This window comes from Comamonas fluminis, assembly GCF_019186805.1.
Lineage (GTDB): Bacteria > Pseudomonadota > Gammaproteobacteria > Burkholderiales > Burkholderiaceae_C > Comamonas > Comamonas fluminis.
In genome coordinates this window covers 1,617,368-1,634,280 of the sequence record NZ_CP066783.1, presented here as the reverse complement: position 1 = coordinate 1,634,280, position 16,913 = coordinate 1,617,368, and the positions used below count along the sequence as shown (strand labels likewise).

Here is a 16,913-nt window from a genome sequence, read left to right as displayed (position 1 = left end):
TCAGAAAAGATGAGCTGGCAGCGCATGTCAAACAATGATTTCAGGCATGAAACGCATTGAAACCCTTGAATGACAAGCGCTAGCAGCTCTAAAAAACAGAGGACTTCATGAGCCAAGAACCCCAAGCCAGCCCAGAGCTGCTGACGCTTCGCAACCAGATCGACACGCTGGACCGCCAGTTGCTGGAACTGGTCAACCAGCGCGCCCATGTGGCCGAGCAAGTGGGTGAGCTCAAGAAAAAAGAAGGCTCGGCCTTCTTCCGCCCGGACCGTGTGGCCCAGGTCATCGAGAAGATCAAGCGCAACAACCCCGGCCCGCTCAAAGGCGCGCATGTGGCCGCCATCTGGCGCGAAATCATGTCCGCCTGCCTGGCGCTGGAATCTCCCCAGCGCGTAGCCGTGCTGGGGCCAGCCGGTACCTTCTGCGAAGAAGCAGCCATTCAGTACTTTGGCGGCGCGGCCGACCTGATGTACTGCAGCAGCTTTGAAGAAGTGTTTCACGCCACCGCTGCGGGCAGCGCCCAGTACGGTGTGGTGGGCGTGGAAAACTCCAACGAAGGCGTGGTGACACGCTCGCTGGACATGTTCCTGCACACGCCCTGCCATGTGGTGGGCGAAGTCAGCATGCTGATCCGCCACAACCTGATGCGCACCAGCGCCGATCTGGAAGGCATCGAAGTGGTGGCCGCCCACCCGCAAGCGCTGGCACAGTGCCAGGGCTGGCTGTCCAAGCATCTGCCTCACGCAGAGCGCCGCCCTGTGGAAAGCAATGCCGAAGGTGCCCGTCTGGCCGCCCTGCACCCCAACTGGGCGGGCATTGCCAGCGAGCGCGCTGCGCAGCAGTTTGGCCTGCACATCGTCAGCCACGCAATTCAGGACGACGCCTACAACCGCACGCGTTTTGCCGTCATCTGCCTGCCGCACACGCTGAACACTGCCCCCCCCAGCGGGCATGACTGCACCAGTCTGGTGGTGTCTGTGCCCAACCACTCTGGCGCTGTGCACGATCTGCTGGTGCCGCTGAAAAAGCACGGCGTATCGATGACGCGCTTTGAGTCGCGCCCGGCCCGTACCGGCCAGTGGGAGTATTACTTCTACATCGACATCGAAGGCCACCCCGCCGAAGCCAATGTGGCTGCTGCCCTGCAAGAGCTGCAAGGCCTGTGCGCGTTCTACAAGGTGCTGGGCACCTACCCGGTGAGCAAGTGATGGCAAGTGCGCAATTGCAGCCCTTCGAGCAGCTTGGCTTGATTGGCTGCGGCCTCATGGGCGGCTCCTTCGCCCTGGCCCTCAAGAAAGCCGGTCTGGTCAAGCGCGTGGTGGGCTACAGCAAATCGCCATCGACTACCGAACGCGCCCGCCAGATGGGCGTGATCGATGTGGAAGCCCCCTCGGCCCTGCTGGCCGCAGCAGGCGCCGATCTGGTGCTGCTGGCCGTGCCCGTGGCCGCCACGGAAGCCACGCTCAAGTCCATCAAGCATCTGGTCACACCCAAGATGATGATCATGGATGTGGGCTCCACCAAGGTTGATGTGGTGCAGGCAGCCCGCACGGCGCTGCGCGACCAGATTGGCAGCTTTGTGCCCGCCCACCCCATCACCGGCAAGGAAGTGGCGGGCGTGGAGCATGCCGATGTGAACCTGTACCAGGGCGCGCAAGTCATCCTGACGCCCACAGAGCGCACGCTGACCGCCCACCTCGCACGCGCTCAGGCGCTGTGGGAAGCACTTGGCTGCCACGTTCAGGCCATGTCGCCCGAAGCGCATGACAGCGCACTGGCCACCGTCAGCCACCTGCCGCACCTGCTAGCTTTTGCCATGATGCAAAGCGTGCTGAACCAGCCCAATGCCGACGAAGTGCTATCGCTGGCTGGCCCCGGTTTTCGCGACTTCACCCGCATTGGTGCGGGCGACCCCAAACTCTGGCGCGATGTGCTGCTGGCCAACCGTGAACAGGTGCTGACCCAGTCGCGCCAGTTCCGTCAGGCGCTGGAGCAACTCGAAGGCCTGATGCAGGCCAATGACGGCCAAAGCCTGCAAGACCGCCTGACATTGGCCAGCGCTGCCCGCGCACACTGGAAAATGGGTGCCAAGCGCACCGCCAAGATTTAAGGCCTGCTTCAAGGTGATTTCCACAGAAAACACCTTAAAGCCCTTTCAGGACATGCGCTTAAAGCTATAAAAAGCGCAGCACCTCACTCTTATTCAGCTCAATCGCGTCATGTTCACCACCGAATTTCTGGATCTGCCCGCGCTGGACTCTGCCCATGGCACAGTCAGCCTGCCCGGCTCCAAAAGCATCTCCAACCGCGTGCTGCTGCTGGCCGCGCTGAGCCAGGGCACGACCACTATTCACGACCTGCTGGACTCTGACGACACCCAGGTCATGCTGGCGGGACTCAAGCAGCTGGGCTGCAAAATCACGCCCGACGCTGTCACGCCCGGTCAGGCCATTGAAGTTACCGGCATTGGCGGCCAGCTGCCTCACGGCACGGCTGCCACGCTGTTTCTGGGCAATGCCGGCACGGCCATGCGCCCGCTGACGGCAGCGCTGTCCGTGCTGGGCGGCAATTTCGAGATGACGGGCGTGCCCCGCATGTACGAGCGCCCCATTGGCGATCTGGTCGATGCGCTACGCCAGCTGGGCTGCAAGATTGACTATCTGAAGGATGAAGGCTTCCCCCCTCTGAAAATCGGCCAGCCTGACTTCAGCCAGCTGGGCAGCGAATCCATCAAGGTGCGTGGTGATGTCTCCAGCCAGTTCCTGACCTCGCTGCTCATGGCCCTGCCTCTGCTGGCCAAGGGCCGGGACATCACCATCGAGGTGGTGGGCGAGCTGATCTCCAAACCCTACATCCACATCACACTGGAGCTGCTGGCGCGCTTTGGCATTGCCGTGAAGAACGACAACTGGCAGCGCTTTGTGATTCCCGAGGGAAGCCGCTACCAGTCGCCGGGCGATATCCATGTGGAAGCCGATGCCTCATCCGCTAGCTATTTCATAGCATTAGGCGCCATTGCAGCAGAGGCTGATGAGCAAAAAAGCATCAAGATTCTGGGCGTAGGCGCAGACTCCATTCAGGGCGATATCCGCTTTATCGAAGCCGCCCAGGCCATGGGCGCACAAGTGGAAAGCGGCCCCAACTGGCTGCAGGTGTCGCGCGGCAGCTGGCCCCTGAAGGCCATTGACCTCGACTGCAACCACATCCCCGACGCCGCCATGACGCTGGGCGTGATGGCTCTGTACGCCGACGGCACCACCACGCTGCGCAATATCGCCAGCTGGCGCGTCAAGGAAACCGACCGCATCGCCGCCATGGCGATTGAGCTGCGCAAGCTGGGCGCCACGGTGGAAGAAGGGCAGGACTTCATCCGTATCACACCGCCCGCCGGTAAATCGGCGTGGAAAGCCGCCAGCATCCACACTTATGACGACCACCGCGTCGCCATGTGCTTCTCGCTGGCCGCTTTCAACCCCACCAAGCTGCCCGTGCGCATTGAAGACCCCAAGTGCGTGGCCAAGACCTTCCCTGATTACTTCGAGGCTTTGTTCTCCGTCAGCGAAGCCGAGCGTGAGCGCATTCCCGTCATCTGCATCGACGGCCCCACGGCCTCGGGCAAGGGAACAATTGCCGCCGAAGTGGCCAAGGCGCTGGGCTACCAGCCGCTGGACTCTGGCGCCCTCTACCGCATCACAGGTCTGGCCGCCTCTCGCGCAGGTCTGGCGCTGGACGAATCCTGCGAAGAAGCCATTGCCGAAATGGCGCTGGAAATGCCTGTGCGCTTTGATGCCCAGCAACGCGTGTGGCTGGGCAATGAAGACATCAGCCTGGCCATTCGCAGCGAAGAAGCGGGCATGAACGCCTCCCGCGTATCGGCCCTGCCTGCAGTGCGCCGTGCGCTGGTCGATCTGCAGCTGTCATTCCAGGCCCTGCCCGGCCTGGTGGCCGATGGCCGCGACATGGGCACCGTGATCTTTCCCCATGCGCCTCTGAAGGTCTATTTATGGGCTTCCGCCCAGTGCCGCGCAGAGCGCCGATATAAACAGTTGATTTCCAAAGGGATTTCAGCTAATATGTGCACCCTTTTGGCAGACCTTGAAGCGCGCGACGCCCGCGACATGAATCGCGCAACTGCGCCGCTCAAGCCCGCCGAAGATTCTTTGCAGCTCGACAGCTCCAAGATGACCATTGAACAAGTGGTTGCCCAGGTGCTGACGTGGTGGCAGGAACGCCAGCCGTTTGGCCGCTCTTGATTTTTCAGGCGCAGCCCCGCAGCTGACCTGTTGGCCCTTGATGCCAGACCTCGCAGCACGCGAGTCGGCAGCAAGGTTGTTAATCTTTAACCCCGTGGGCCTTAAAAACCCGCAACCCTCCGCATTCAGTCATAAAAACGGTGGCAATGGTGCTGCCGGAAACCTGTCTGCGGTCAAGGAACTACATGTCTGAATCTTTTGCCGCCCTTTTTGAAGAGTCGTTGACACGCACCGAAATGCGTCCTGGCGAAGTTATCACCGCTGAAGTCGTGCGCGTTGAGCACAACTTCGTGGTGGTGAACGCTGGCCTGAAGTCGGAAGCCTACGTGCCTCTGGACGAGTTCAAGAACGACCAGGGCGAAGTCGAAGTCCAAGTGGGTGACTTCGTTTCCGTGGCCATCGGCTCCATCGAAAACGGCTACGGCGACACCATCCTGTCCCGTGACACCGCCAAGCGTCTGGCTTCCTGGCTGTCGCTGGAAAAGGCTCTGGAGTCTGGCGAATTCGTGACCGGTACTACTTCCGGCAAGGTCAAGGGCGGTCTGACCGTTCTGGTCAACGGCATCCGCGCATTCCTGCCCGGTTCGCTGATCGACACACGTCCCATCAAGGACCTGACCCCCTACGAAAACAAGACCATGGAATTCAAGGTCATCAAGCTGGACCGCAAGCGCAACAACGTTGTGCTGTCGCGTCGCGCTGTGGTGGAAGCCTCCATGGGCGAAGAGCGCGCCAAGCTGATGGAAACCCTGAAGGAAGGCGCTATCGTTCAGGGCGTGGTCAAGAACATCACCGAATACGGTGCGTTCGTGGACCTGGGCGGTATCGACGGCCTGCTGCACATCACCGACATGGCATGGCGCCGTGTGCGTCACCCTTCCGAAGTGGTGACTGCTGGCCAGGAAATCACTGCCAAGATCCTGAAGTTCGACACCGAAAAGAACCGCGTGTCTCTGGGTCTGAAGCAAATGGGCGACGACCCATGGATGGGCGTTGCTCGCCGCTATCCTTCCGGCACTCGTCTGTTCGGCAAGGTCACCAACATTGCTGACTACGGCGCATTCGTGGAACTGGAACCCGGCATCGAAGGCCTGGTGCACGTTTCCGAAATGGACTGGACCAACAAGAACATTGCTCCTACCAAGCTCGTGTCCCTGGGCGACGAAGTGGAAGTCATGGTTCTGGAAATCGACGAAGACAAGCGTCGCATCTCCCTGGGCATGAAGCAGTGCAAGGCTAACCCCTGGCAAGAATTCGCTCAGAACACCAAGCGCGGTGACCGCGTGAAGGGCCCCATCAAGTCCATCACCGACTTCGGCGTGTTCGTGGGTCTGGCTGCCGGTATCGACGGCCTGGTGCACCTGTCTGACCTGTCGTGGAACGAAGCTGGCGAAGCCGCCGTTCGTAACTACAAGAAGGGTCAAGAAGTCGAAGCCATCGTGCTGGCCGTGGACGTTGAGCGCGAGCGCATCTCCCTGGGCATCAAGCAGCTGGACAGCGATCCTTTCACGACCTTCGTGACCGTGAACGACAAGGGCCAGATCGTGACCGGTAAGGTCAAGACCGTGGACGCCAAGGGCGCTGAAATCGACCTGGGTGAAGACATCATCGGCTACCTGCGCGCTTCCGAAATCTCGCAAGACCGCGTGGAAGATGCTCGTTCCGTCCTGAAGGAAGGTGACGACGTGACTGCTGTGGTGGTGAACGTGGATCGCAAGAGCCGCAACATCCAGCTGTCCATCAAGCAAAAGGACCACGCTGAACAGCAAGAAGCCATGGCTTCCCTGTCGCAGCAATCGTCCAAGGAAAACGCTGGTACCACCAGCCTGGGCGCACTGCTGCGCGCCAAGCTGGACGCTGACAAGTAAATCGCGTCAGCCGGTCAGTCAGCTCGCTGACTGACCGTCAAGCGTCAAGAACAACGGGCGCCCAGTGCGCCCGTTGTTGTTTTCAACCTAGTTTCAGCAGTCCGATGACCCGATCCGACCTTGTCGAAGAACTTGCCGCCCGATTTGGCCAACTCAACCAGCGCGATGCCGAGCAGGCCGTCAAGACCATTCTGGACGCCGTCAGCGATGCACTGGTACGCGGTCACCGCATTGAGATTCGTGGTTTTGGCAGCTTTGCCATCAACCACCGCCCGCCTCGTATCGGTCGCAATCCCCGCAGCGGAGAGTCTGTTCAAGTGCCCTCCAAGCGCGTTCCGCATTTCAAGCCCGGCAAAGCGCTGCGTGAAGCCGTGGACAATCTGCAGGTCACCGAGCCCTCTGCATAACTGCAGACTATCCGAACCTTGCCCGCCTATTTGTCAGCAGGCACGTGGGCTGGCCTAAAATCTTCCCGTCACACAAGGGGAAGCATGAAATACCTGCTGTGGCTGCTCAAGGCAGCCATTTTTTTCACTCTGTTCGCCTTCGCACTGAATAACCAGCAAGACGCCACCGTGCACTTTTTCTTTGGCACGGCCTGGACGGCCCCGCTGGTGCTGATTGTGCTTGCCGCTTTTGCACTGGGCCTTTTTGTGGGCGTGCTGGGCATGGTGCCCCGCTGGCTCAAACACCGCAGCGCCGCACGCGAGGCACAAGCGGCCAAGCAGGCAGCCCAGCCAGAGCCCAATGCGGCCGCCGACAGCCCGAACACCGCCGCTGCACAGCCCTCTTCTTCGATCATTGCCCCGAGCGATTTGCATGGAATTTAATCTGACTTGGATTTTGCTGGGCTTGCCCGTCGCCTTTGTACTGGGCTGGCTCGCTTCCCGCTGGGACCTGCGCCAAGTGCGCGCAGACAACCGCCAGGCGCCCAAAGCCTATTTCAAAGGCCTGAACTTTCTGCTCAACGAGCAGCAGGACAAGGCCATTGATGCCTTTATCGAAGCCGTACAGAACGACCCGGACACCACCGAGCTGCACTTTGCCCTAGGCAATCTGTTTCGCCGTCGCGGCGAATACAACCGCGCCGTGCGCGTGCACGAGCATTTGCTCCGCCGCGCCGACCTCTCCCGCCCGGACCGAGACCGCGCCCAGCATGCACTGGCACAGGACTTTCTGAAGGCTGGCCTGCTTGACCGTGCAGAAGAGGCGCTGAACCGCCTGGAAGGCACGCAATATGAAGGCGATGCCCGTCTGGCCCTGCTGGCGATTTATGAGCGCTCACGCGACTGGACGCAAGCGGCCGCCATCGTGCGCAAGATGCAGGCAGCCAACCAGGGAGATTTCAGCATCCGCCTTGCCCACTACCTTTGCGAAGATGCACAGACTCAGGTGGCACGCGGCCAGCTGGACAAAGCTTTCTCGCAATTGCAGCAAGCGCTGGAAACAGCCCCGCAAGCGCCACGCCCCCGGCTGGAGCTGGCACAGTTGCAGCATCGCCAGGGTCAGTCAGCCCAGGCCTGGGAAAGTCTGCAGGCGCTTGCGCAAAACAGCCCAACCGCTCTGCCACTGGCTGCCGGCCTAATGGTCGAAGTGGCTGAGGCTACTGGTCAATACCAGCCCGTGCATGACCTGCTGGTCAAGCACTATGAACAGCAGCCATCGCTGGATCTGCTTCAGGCGCTGGTTGCTCTGGACAAGAAGAGCAATGACGCACAAGCCCCGGGGCGAACCCGTCTGGTTGAGCACTTGCAGCACGAGCCATCTCTGGTGGCCGCAGCGCAATGGCTGGAAGGCGAAACGCTGGCCGAAGAGCAATACCACGATGCTGTTCAGAAAGCGCTCAACCACGCCACCAAGCCATTGACCCGTTACCGCTGCGCAGCCTGTGGCTTTGAGGCGCGCACCCATTTCTGGCACTGCCCCGGCTGCCAGAGCTGGGACAGCTATCCAGCTCGCAGAGTCGAAGAGCTGTAATCTTCAGCCGTTTGACATACTCGGCTTAGCCAGTCTGTTTAGCATGACCCTTATTTGGAGGCCTCATGCGCAGCAAACTGGCTTTTTTCTTTGTGTTGCTAAGCCTTGGTGGCGGGGCTCAGGCACAGGTCTATCGCTGCGAAGGCCCTTCAGGCAAGACCAGCTACTCAGACGCTCCCTGTCCCAAAGGCCAGACTGAAGGGCTGGTAGAGCGCAAGAAAACCACGGCTGAAATCCAGCGTGAGCGCGAGCAAGCGGCCCAAGCCAATAAAGCCCAGGCTGGAAAAAGAAAGCAACGAGCTACGACAGCGCCAGCAAGAGCAGGACGCAGCACTCAAAGAGAGCCAGCAAGCCACGGCGGCAAACACGCCCCTCAACCTAGCGAACACTCCCGCTTGCCACCGAGCCCGCAAGGATATGGACTGGATCAACCATATTCACACTCTGTCAGACGAAAAAAGGCGCGCGCGCATGAATGCAGCCATCACTGAGGTCAATGCTGCCTGCGGCACGCAGACCGAGCTGATACCGGAGCCCGTGCCCCCTCCCTCTTACTGGCCCTGCTATGGCGTCAATTGCGTGAATCCCCAAAATCAGCCGTTTCCTGGCCACGCGTATTGAATAGTGAACGAGCTCAATCAGCGGGCATGTCTTCATGTCCAATTAGCCAGGGCAAGCGCGTAGCGCTGCCGACAATCACCCCCACCGCCCAGAAAAGCGCTGACACCCCCACAACGGTGCCCAGCGACCCAAACAGAATCGGCATCAGCACGCTGGAGCCGTTAATGGCCATCAGGCGCAGGCCCAGTGCCTCGCCATGGCGCTCTGCGGGGGTGATTTGGTGAATCATGCTCATCACCATGGGCTGCACTGAACCCAGGACAATGCCCAGCATCACCGAGCAGGCGCCCATACTCCAGGCACCGGGCATGAAGGGATAGGCCATGAAAAGCACACAGGCGCACACCATGGCCCCCAGTACCACCTGCCACTCTTCCATATGCCGGGTCAGCAGGGGCATCAGCATGCGGATGACGGCTGCAGCAATGGCAAACGCCCCCAGAATCGTGCCAATGACCGAGGCTGGCAGACCGCGCTCATGCCCCAGAATGGGCACCACAAAAGTGTGCACATCCCAGCACGAAGACAAGGCCCAGTTCAGCAGCAGCAAACGCCGAAAACCCCGGTTCTGCACCAGATCCCATGCTGTTGCATTTCTGCTGCTGGACGAGGCCAGAGCCGGCGGCAGCTCCTGCACCGTGCGGGCCCAGAACCACGCGGCCAGCGGAGTCAGTGCCAGCAGCAAAAACGCGGCTCTGAACCCGGTTTCACTGGCCGCCTCGCCCCCTGCGTAGTCAATCAGCAAGCCCGCTGCAAAAGGCCCCAGAAAATTGGAAATCGCGGGCCCAATGGCCAGCCAGCTGAAAACCTTGCGCAGCTCATCCTTGTTATGCGCCATGCGGCCTACATGGCGCTGCAGGGCAATCAAAGCTGTGCCTGCTGCGCCACCGGTGAGCAAGGCACTCAGGCAAAGCACCGGAAAAACCGGCAGCAGCACAGCCACGCCTGCGCCCAAACTGGCCGCCATCACACTCAGCATCAAAGGCCGCCTGAGGCCATGACGATCGGCATAGCGCCCGGCTGGCAGCGCAAGAAACACCTGGGTTAAAGCAAACAGCGCCAGCAGCATGCCCACGGCTGCAGCGCTATAGCCTTCCTTGAGGGCCAGCAGCGGTGTAGCCATCCGCATGCCAGTCATGCAGCCGTGAATGCAGATTTGCGCCAGAATTAAACGCAGCAGCGCTGCATTCATTCCTCATCCTCAGCACTGATCTGGTCGCTGCTCAACGGCGTTGCGGGAAACAAAGGCTGCTCCACCTCTGCATTGGCAGGCAATTCCTGCACATTGCGCAAATGCCGCTGGATGGCGCGGGTGCGCACCCCCACCTGATCGAACTTGCGCGCCGCTGCATCAATGGATTTGCGCGTGGCCTCCACCACCTCGCCAAACTTGCCAAACTCGGTCTTGACCTGGCCCAGCACACCCCAGACTTCGGATGAGCGTTTTTCAATCGCCAGCGTCTTGAAGCCCATCTGCAGACTGTTGAGCATGGCCGCCAGATTGGCTGGGCCGGTGACAACGATGCGGCTTTCGTTTTGCAAGGCTTCCACCAGACCGGGGCGACGCAGCACTTCGGCAAACAAGCCTTCCGTGGGCAGATACATCACTGCAAAGTCTGTGGTGTAGGGCGGCGCAATGTACTTGCCCGCAATCTTCCTGGCTTCGGCCCGAATGGAAGATTCAAAAGCGTTGCCTGCTGCGGCAATGGCCGCGCGATCTGCGCTGTCCTGAGCGTCCTGCAAACGCTGGTAGTGCTCCACCGGGTACTTGGCATCGATAGGCAGCCACACGGGCTGCTCCTCCTGGCGCCCCGGCATGCGAATGGCGAATTCCACCAGCTCATCACTGCCCGGCACAGTCTTGACGTTCTTGGCGTACTGCTCTGGCGTCAGCACGTTATCGATGATGGAGCCCAGCTGCAGCTCGCCCCATGTTCCGCGCGACTTCACATTGGTCATCACGCGCTTGAGATCACCCACGCTGCCTGCCAGCGTCTGCATTTCGCCCAGCCCCTTGTGCACCTGTTCCAGCCGGTCGCTGACCAGCTTGAAGGACTCGCCCAGGCGCTTCTCCAGTGTGGCGTGCAGCTTTTCGTCAACGGTGCGCCGCATCTCATCAAGCTTGACGGCGTTGTCATTCTGAATAGTGGCCAGCCGCTCGTTGAGCGTGCCGCGCAACTGCTCAGCCGTGGTCTGCTGGCCCTGTGCCAAGGTTCCCAGTTGCTGACTCACCGCATCCTGCAGCACGGCAAACTGGTGGCGCAATTGCTCGCCATTGCTGCCGAGCTGATCCTTGAGCGCTGCGCCCATATGCGTGCTCATGTGCGTGAGCTGCTGCTGGATATCGCCTTTGAGCGAATCCAGCGTGCCCCGCGTGGTTTCGGCCAGCGCCTCAAAGCGCTGCTGCACATGGGCGGCCTGCTCGGCACTGCTTTGCGCCAGTGCGCTGCGGGCTTGCTGGCTATCTGCCGTCAGGCGCTGCACAAGCTGGGCCACCTCTTCACGAAAGGTCGTCAAAGCCGCCACCTGCTCGCTGCGCGCCAACTGCGCACCCTGCAGGGCCTGGGCCAGCTGCGTCTGCACATGCTGCGTCACGCGGTCCAGCGCGCCATCGCTTTTGGCCACCGTCATCTGCGTGCTCTGGCTACTGCGCTCCAGCTGCTGCAGCCGCAAGTCCAGCGCCTGCATGCCTTGCAACAGCTGTGCCTGCAGCCGCATGGCGTCAGGCCCCAGCGCCAGCGCAGTCTGCCTGCGCAAGCCCTGCAGCCACCACAGCAGCACCAGAAGCAAGACCACGATCAATACGGCCACCGCCGCCAAACCAAGCCACCACATCGTCACTGTCTTGCAATGCCTTTCGCACTCTTGATTTCATAGCTGAAAGCGCTTTATATATCTACGCTTTAGCCATATATCACTAAATTTACCTGCACCACGACACCTTGATGGCAAGCGTGTCTGGCAGCGCTGCACGCAGTCCTGAAGTTTGCAGACACTTGCGTGCAGGCAAATTATCAGTGCTGCGCAGCTGCAGTGAAATCAATCATGTCAAAAGTGGGCTGGCCCGCTGCCTCTGTGGTGACTTTGAACCAGCAGCAGGGCCATGCGGGTTTCAGGCGTCGGGGCCGACTTGCTGTGCAATGGCCATGGCGAACTTGCCGCCACCCACCGACCAGTCCGAGTAGTCGTTTTCATGCGTGAAGATGAACACATCGCCGGGCGCAACGCCTGCGTCTTTTTCCAGATTGGCGGCGATATTGGCATACAGCGCACGCTTCATCGCATCGCTGCGGCCACGGCGCATGGTGATCTCGACCACCACCACGCGGTCAGAGCGCTGATAGCCATTGAAAGTGCGGCTGAAGAAGAATTTCTGCTCGTCGTAGTCATCGACCATATTGAACAGTTCATCGGCTGGCATGCCAATGCCGTCAATCAGGGCCTGATGAATGCCGTTGACGATGGCCTGGCGCTGGGCGGGCGTGGTGTCCTTGTGGACGCTGGTGCGGATAAAAGGCATGGCTGTCTCGCTTGAAATAAAAAAGCCCGCCATGCGCACAAGTGCGAGGCGGGGCAGAAATTATCAAAGCCGAAAAAGCGTTCAGACCACGCATCCACCCTCAAAGAGATGTGACGTGGGCGAGCCTAATCACTGCCTTTCAGCAGTGCATCAGGCCAACTGGTTCACGGGCGTCAGCGGCCCCTTGCCTGCAAAGAAGGAAATCAGGTTGTCAGCAGCAAGCCCCGCCATGGCAGAGCGCGTACCCTTGGTCGCGCTGGCGATGTGCGGCGTCAGCACCACATTGGGCACGGTCAGCAGATCCGGGTTCACGGCAGGCTCACCCTCGAAAACATCAAGGCCCGCGGCGGCAATGCGCTTGTCACGCAGGGCCTGCGCCAGCGCCGCGTCATCCACAATACCGCCGCGTGCAATATTGATCAGCGTGGCGGTGGGCTTCATCTGTGCAATCTCTGCGGCGCCAATGGCATGGCGGTTCTCTGCCGTAAAGGGCAGCACCAGCATCAGATGATCGGCCTGCGCCAGCAGTTCTGGCTTGCTGACATAGCGAGCCTTGCAATCGGCTTCCAGCGCGGCATCAAGGCGAGAGCGGTTGTGATAGATGACCTGCATGCCAAAGCCATGGGCAGCGCGGCGGGCAATGGCCTGGCCGATACGGCCCATGCCCAGAATGCCCAGCGTTGTGCCGTGCACCTCGGCGCCCGCAAACAGGTCGTAATGCCAGTCTTTCCACAGGCCTGCGCGCAGATAGTGCTCGCTCTCGCAAATGCGCCTTGCGGTGGCCATCAGCAGTGCAAAGCCAAAGTCTGCCGTGGTTTCTGTCAGCACATCGGGGGCGTTCGTACCTTGCACGCCAGCGGCCGTCATCGCGGGCACGTCGAAGTTGTTGTAGCCCACCGCCATATTGGCAACGATCTTCAGCTGCGGGCAGGCGGCCAGCAGCGCAGCGTTGATGGATTGCGAGCCAGTGGTCAGCACACCGTCCTTGCCCTGCAGTTGCTGGGCAAGTTCCTGTGCAGACCAGACCACATCGTCCTGATTGGACTGGACTTCAAAGTGCTGCTGCAGGCGCTGCACCACTTCGGGCGAAATGGCGCGGGCAATCAAGATACGGGGCTTGGAATTCATGCTTGTTGTCTCCTTGATGGGGTGTTCTCAATGCCTCAGGGCATGAACCACAGCCATGTAATCACCGCCAGCAGCGGCAGCAGAATGCAGATGGACCAGACCATGTAGCCAAAGAAGCCCGGCATCTTGACGCCGCGATCTTCTGCAATGGCCTTGACCATGAGGTTGGGCGCGTTGCCGATATAGGTATTGGCACCCATGAAAACAGCACCTGCGGAAATCGCTGCCAGTGTCAGCGCCATATCGGTCATCAGATGGGCCGGATCACCACCCGCGGTGTTGAAGAAGACCAGATAGGTCGGGGCATTGTCCAGGAACGAAGACAGCACGCCTGTGGCCCAGAAGTACATGGCCGGATTGGGTGTGCCATCGCTATGGGTCACAGCGCGCACCACGGCACCAAACGGGCCGTCCACACCGGCCTTGAGCATGGCAATCACCGGAATGATGGTCAGGAAAATACCTGCAAACAGCTTGGCCACTTCCTGCATGGGACCCCAGCCAAAATCATTGGCCTGGTGCACGCGCGCCGGTGTCAGTTTCAGCGACAGCAAGGCCACCACAATCAGGCCAATATCCCGCACCAGCCCCGGCAGCCCGACATGGGTTCCAGCAATGTCCAGTCCCGCAGGAGTGCGCCAGATTCCGCTGATCAGCACCAGTGCAACCACCACGCCCAGCAGCACGAAGTTCACACGGCCATCAAACCCCAGCCGACTTTGTGCACCTGTCACGTCAACACTGGGCGTGGGGTCTGGCAAATCGCTCTCGCCTTTGCTGCCCATCAGGCGTGCATCGATGATGTAGAAAATCACCAGCAAGGCCACCGTCAAAAACAGCATGGGACCCCAGACATGCTTGACCGTCCAGAAGAAATCAATGCCTTTGAGGAAACCCAGGAACAGGGGGGGATCACCCAAGGGCGTCAATGCACCACCGGCATTGGAGACGATGAAGATGAAGAACACCACCACATGTGCCTGATGGCGCCGGTTGTCATTGGCACGCAGCAAAGGGCGAATCAGCAGCATGGACGCACCGGTGGTGCCCATGAAGCTGGCCAGCACGGCGCCAATGGCCAGAATGCCGGTATTGAGTGCCGGTGAGCCACTCAGGTTGCCGCGCACATAGATACCGCCAGCCACCGTGTACAGCGCGGTCAGCAAGATCACAAAAGGCAGATATTCGGCCAGCAGGGCGTGCACCAGATTCACGCCAGCCGCCCCCATTCCATAGACCAGGGCAAACGGCAGCAAGAAGGCCAGAGCCCAGCCTGCGGTGACCTTGCCAAAGTGGTGATGCCAGAAATGCGGCGCAAGCAGCGGCATGAGCGCAATCGACAGCAGCATGCCCACGAATGGAATGCCCCAGGCCACGGACATGGTGCCCCCGTCAATCTCTGCGGCCTGCACGCTGGCGGCTGCCAGACTCAGTACGGCGGCTCCAGCGGCCTTGATCCAGTGTTTGCTGTTGTTCAAAAAGGGCTCCTTCCTCTACTTCACCCACGATGGGCAGAGCCCTGCCTGCACCATCAAAAACTCATACTCAGGCCTGCTGCGGGGCAGCGATGCCAAACACCTGACGCAGATAGGCCAGATATTTTTCGTCATCACACATGCTCTTGCCCGGTGTGTCCGACAGCTTGGCCACGGGCTGCCCGTTGCAGCGCGTCATCTTGATCACGATCTGCAGCGGCACATGATCGGGTGGGCTGCCCAGATCGTTGGTCAGATTAGTACCAATACCAAATGCCAGCTGGCAGCGGCCATTGAAGCGCTGGAACAGCTCGATCGTCTTGGGCACAGTCAGGCCGTCGCTGAAGATCAGCACCTTGCTCAGCGGGTCGATCTTATTGGCCTTGTAATGCGCAATCAGGCGCTCGCCCCAGTCGAACGGATCGCCGCTGTCGTGGCGCGCGCCGTCAAAGAGCTTGCAGAAATACAGATCGAAGTCGCGCAGGAATGCCGACATGCCGTAGACATCGGACAGCGCAATTCCGAGGTCCCCGCGATATTCACGCGCCCAGGTCTCGAATCCAAAGATCTGGCTGTCGCGCAGACGTGGCCCCAGAGACTGGCAGGCCTGCAGATATTCGTGGGCCAGCGTGCCCAGCGGAATCAGGCCCAGCTTCATCGCATACAGCACATTGCTGGTGCCGGCCAGTTGTCCCTTGCGCTGGCCCTGGGCAGAGCCTGATGCACGCGAGCCCGAATAGCCGAGCCTGGCGCAGAGCACGCGCAGCACTTCCTCATGCCAGGCCTTGGAAAAGCGCCTGCGTGTGCCGTAATCGGCAATCTTGAGCGACTCCAGCCCAGGCTCCTGCAGCAGTGCAATCTTCTCGTCCAGACGCTTGCGGCCCTCAAGAAAGTTGGGAACGGGCTGGGTATTGCGGAAATACACCTCGTTGACGATGGCCAGCACCGGAATTTCGAAAAGAATCGTGTGCAGCCACGGGCCTTTGATGGTGATATCGATCTCGCCATTCGCCAAAGGCGTGACCGTGATGTATTTGTCGTTGAGCTGGAACAGGCTCAGAAAATCCACGAAATCGCTTTTGATGAAGCGCAGCGAACTCAGGTAGGCCAGCTCGGCATCCTGAAAGCGCAGCTTGCACAGCGAGCGAATTTCTTCACGAATTTCGTTGACGTAAGGAGCCAGCTGAACGCCCGGATTGCGGCACTTGAAGCGGTACTCCACCTGTGCGCCCGGGAACTGATGCAGCACCACCTGCATCATCGTGAATTTATACAGATCGGTGTCTAGCAGGCTGGTGATGATCATGGACGACGGTGGGCCTTGGCGGTCCGTGTTCAGTCATTGAACAAGGCGACCCGCATGCTTGCCAGCCCGCCTCAAGAAAGGCTTATGAGTGTAGGCGATTCAAGGCCGCGCAATAGCCTTGTGATCCAACTGCCCTGCCTCTGCAAAGGATGGCAAGGGGAAATCTATAAAAAACACCTCAAGCGCTTATATATCAATCGCTTTCCGCTATATTTTTAGAAGCAATCAGTTTTGCAGACTGCCCAAAGCGTTTCGCAGTGCTTGCGGCAGGGCGGCAGGCCGCCTGGATTCACGGTCTACATACACATGCACAAAATGCCCTGCCGCTGCGGATTTCGCCTCGCCTTTCGCAAACAGCCCCACCTCGTAGCGCACGCTGGAGCTGCCGATATGCGCCACCCGGATACCCGCCTCTACCGTCTGCGGAAAGGCCAGCGGCGCAAAGTAATTGCACTGGGTCTCGATCACCAGACCAATGGTGCTGCCCGCATGAATATCCAGCGCACCCTGCTCAATCAGATAGGCGTTCACTGCCGTATCAAACCAGCTGTAGTACACGACGTTGTTCACATGCCCATAGACATCGTTGTCCGACCAGCGGGTGCTGATCTCACGGAATACGGGGTAGCTGCTGCGCAGCTGAGGCTCGGCTCTGGCGGGTCTGGTAGTGGTGTTTGCGTTCATGGGGCCATTTTGCAGTCAGCCTGCGCCCAGGCCCGCACGCAGGCGACATGCGCCGTCAGGCAGGCTGTGCGCAGCAAATAA

At 60.1% G+C, this 16,913-nt stretch carries 15 protein-coding genes; 8 read left to right on the top strand and 7 right to left on the bottom strand.

Translation table 11 applies throughout. The annotated features are described in order from the left end of the window. The first annotated feature begins 107 nt into the window (after positions 1 to 107). From pheA to JDW18_RS07830, 8 genes are all read left to right on the top strand, one after another. On the top strand, positions 108 to 1,208 hold the full coding sequence (gene pheA / locus JDW18_RS07865; RefSeq protein WP_218243102.1) for a prephenate dehydratase: 1,101 nt from the start codon (positions 108 to 110) through the stop codon (positions 1,206 to 1,208). Further along, a complete protein-coding gene (locus JDW18_RS07860; RefSeq protein ID WP_218243101.1) occupies positions 1,208 to 2,110 on the top strand; it encodes a prephenate dehydrogenase in 903 nt (300 codons plus the stop codon). Before pheA ends, JDW18_RS07860 begins: the two co-directional genes overlap by 1 nt. Positions 2,111 to 2,219: 109 nt before the next feature. Continuing rightward, a complete protein-coding gene (locus JDW18_RS07855) occupies positions 2,220 to 4,253 on the top strand; it encodes a bifunctional 3-phosphoshikimate 1-carboxyvinyltransferase/cytidylate kinase (RefSeq protein ID WP_218243100.1) in 2,034 nt (677 codons plus the stop codon). A 185-nt stretch (positions 4,254 to 4,438) separates the two neighbouring features. Beyond that, positions 4,439 to 6,121, top strand: coding sequence for a 30S ribosomal protein S1 (gene rpsA, locus JDW18_RS07850; RefSeq protein ID WP_218243099.1), 1,683 nt, complete (start codon positions 4,439 to 4,441; stop codon positions 6,119 to 6,121). Between the two features lie 104 nt (positions 6,122 to 6,225). Further along, entirely contained in the window at positions 6,226 to 6,528 is a 303-nt protein-coding gene (locus tag JDW18_RS07845; RefSeq protein ID WP_218243098.1) for an integration host factor subunit beta, read from the top strand. 84 nt (positions 6,529 to 6,612) lie between these two features. Continuing rightward, positions 6,613 to 6,951: a LapA family protein gene (locus tag JDW18_RS07840; RefSeq protein WP_218243097.1), complete on the top strand. Its 339-nt coding sequence runs from the start codon at positions 6,613 to 6,615 to the stop codon at positions 6,949 to 6,951. Continuing rightward, the gene (gene lapB / locus JDW18_RS07835) at positions 6,941 to 8,098 is read left to right on the top strand and encodes a lipopolysaccharide assembly protein LapB (protein WP_218243096.1); all 1,158 of its coding nucleotides are present in this window, start codon (positions 6,941 to 6,943) and stop codon (positions 8,096 to 8,098) included. Before JDW18_RS07840 ends, lapB begins: the two co-directional genes overlap by 11 nt. A gap of 65 nt (positions 8,099 to 8,163) precedes the next feature. Beyond that, a complete protein-coding gene (locus tag JDW18_RS07830; RefSeq protein ID WP_218243095.1) occupies positions 8,164 to 8,589 on the top strand; it encodes a DUF4124 domain-containing protein in 426 nt (141 codons plus the stop codon). Positions 8,590 to 8,732: 143 nt separating this feature from the next. Here the strand turns inward: JDW18_RS07830 and JDW18_RS07825 are convergent, their stop codons facing one another. From JDW18_RS07825 to JDW18_RS07795, 7 genes are all read right to left on the bottom strand, one after another. Beyond that, a complete protein-coding gene (locus JDW18_RS07825; protein ID WP_218243094.1) occupies positions 8,733 to 9,911 on the bottom strand; it encodes an MFS transporter in 1,179 nt (392 codons plus the stop codon). Then, entirely contained in the window at positions 9,908 to 11,554 is a 1,647-nt protein-coding gene (locus JDW18_RS07820; protein ID WP_218243093.1) for a DNA recombination protein RmuC, read from the bottom strand. The genes JDW18_RS07825 and JDW18_RS07820 overlap by 4 nt, the downstream gene beginning before the upstream one ends. Before the next feature lie 277 nt (positions 11,555 to 11,831). Beyond that, the gene (locus tag JDW18_RS07815) at positions 11,832 to 12,239 is read right to left on the bottom strand and encodes a tautomerase family protein (protein ID WP_218243092.1); all 408 of its coding nucleotides are present in this window, start codon (positions 12,237 to 12,239) and stop codon (positions 11,832 to 11,834) included. A gap of 150 nt (positions 12,240 to 12,389) precedes the next feature. Then, a complete protein-coding gene (locus JDW18_RS07810) occupies positions 12,390 to 13,367 on the bottom strand; it encodes a 2-hydroxyacid dehydrogenase (protein WP_218243091.1) in 978 nt (325 codons plus the stop codon). 35 nt (positions 13,368 to 13,402) lie between these two features. Beyond that, complete coding sequence (locus tag JDW18_RS07805) at positions 13,403 to 14,824, bottom strand: sodium:proton antiporter (protein WP_218243807.1); 1,422 nt, start codon at positions 14,822 to 14,824, stop codon at positions 13,403 to 13,405. Between the two features lie 88 nt (positions 14,825 to 14,912). Continuing rightward, positions 14,913 to 16,148 (bottom strand): nicotinate phosphoribosyltransferase, encoded by a 1,236-nt coding sequence (pncB, locus tag JDW18_RS07800; RefSeq protein ID WP_218243090.1) that lies wholly within the window; start codon positions 16,146 to 16,148, stop codon positions 14,913 to 14,915. Positions 16,149 to 16,373: 225 nt separating this feature from the next. Next, entirely contained in the window at positions 16,374 to 16,832 is a 459-nt protein-coding gene (locus JDW18_RS07795; RefSeq protein WP_218243089.1) for an acyl-CoA thioesterase, read from the bottom strand. Positions 16,833 to 16,913: the final 81 nt, after the last annotated feature.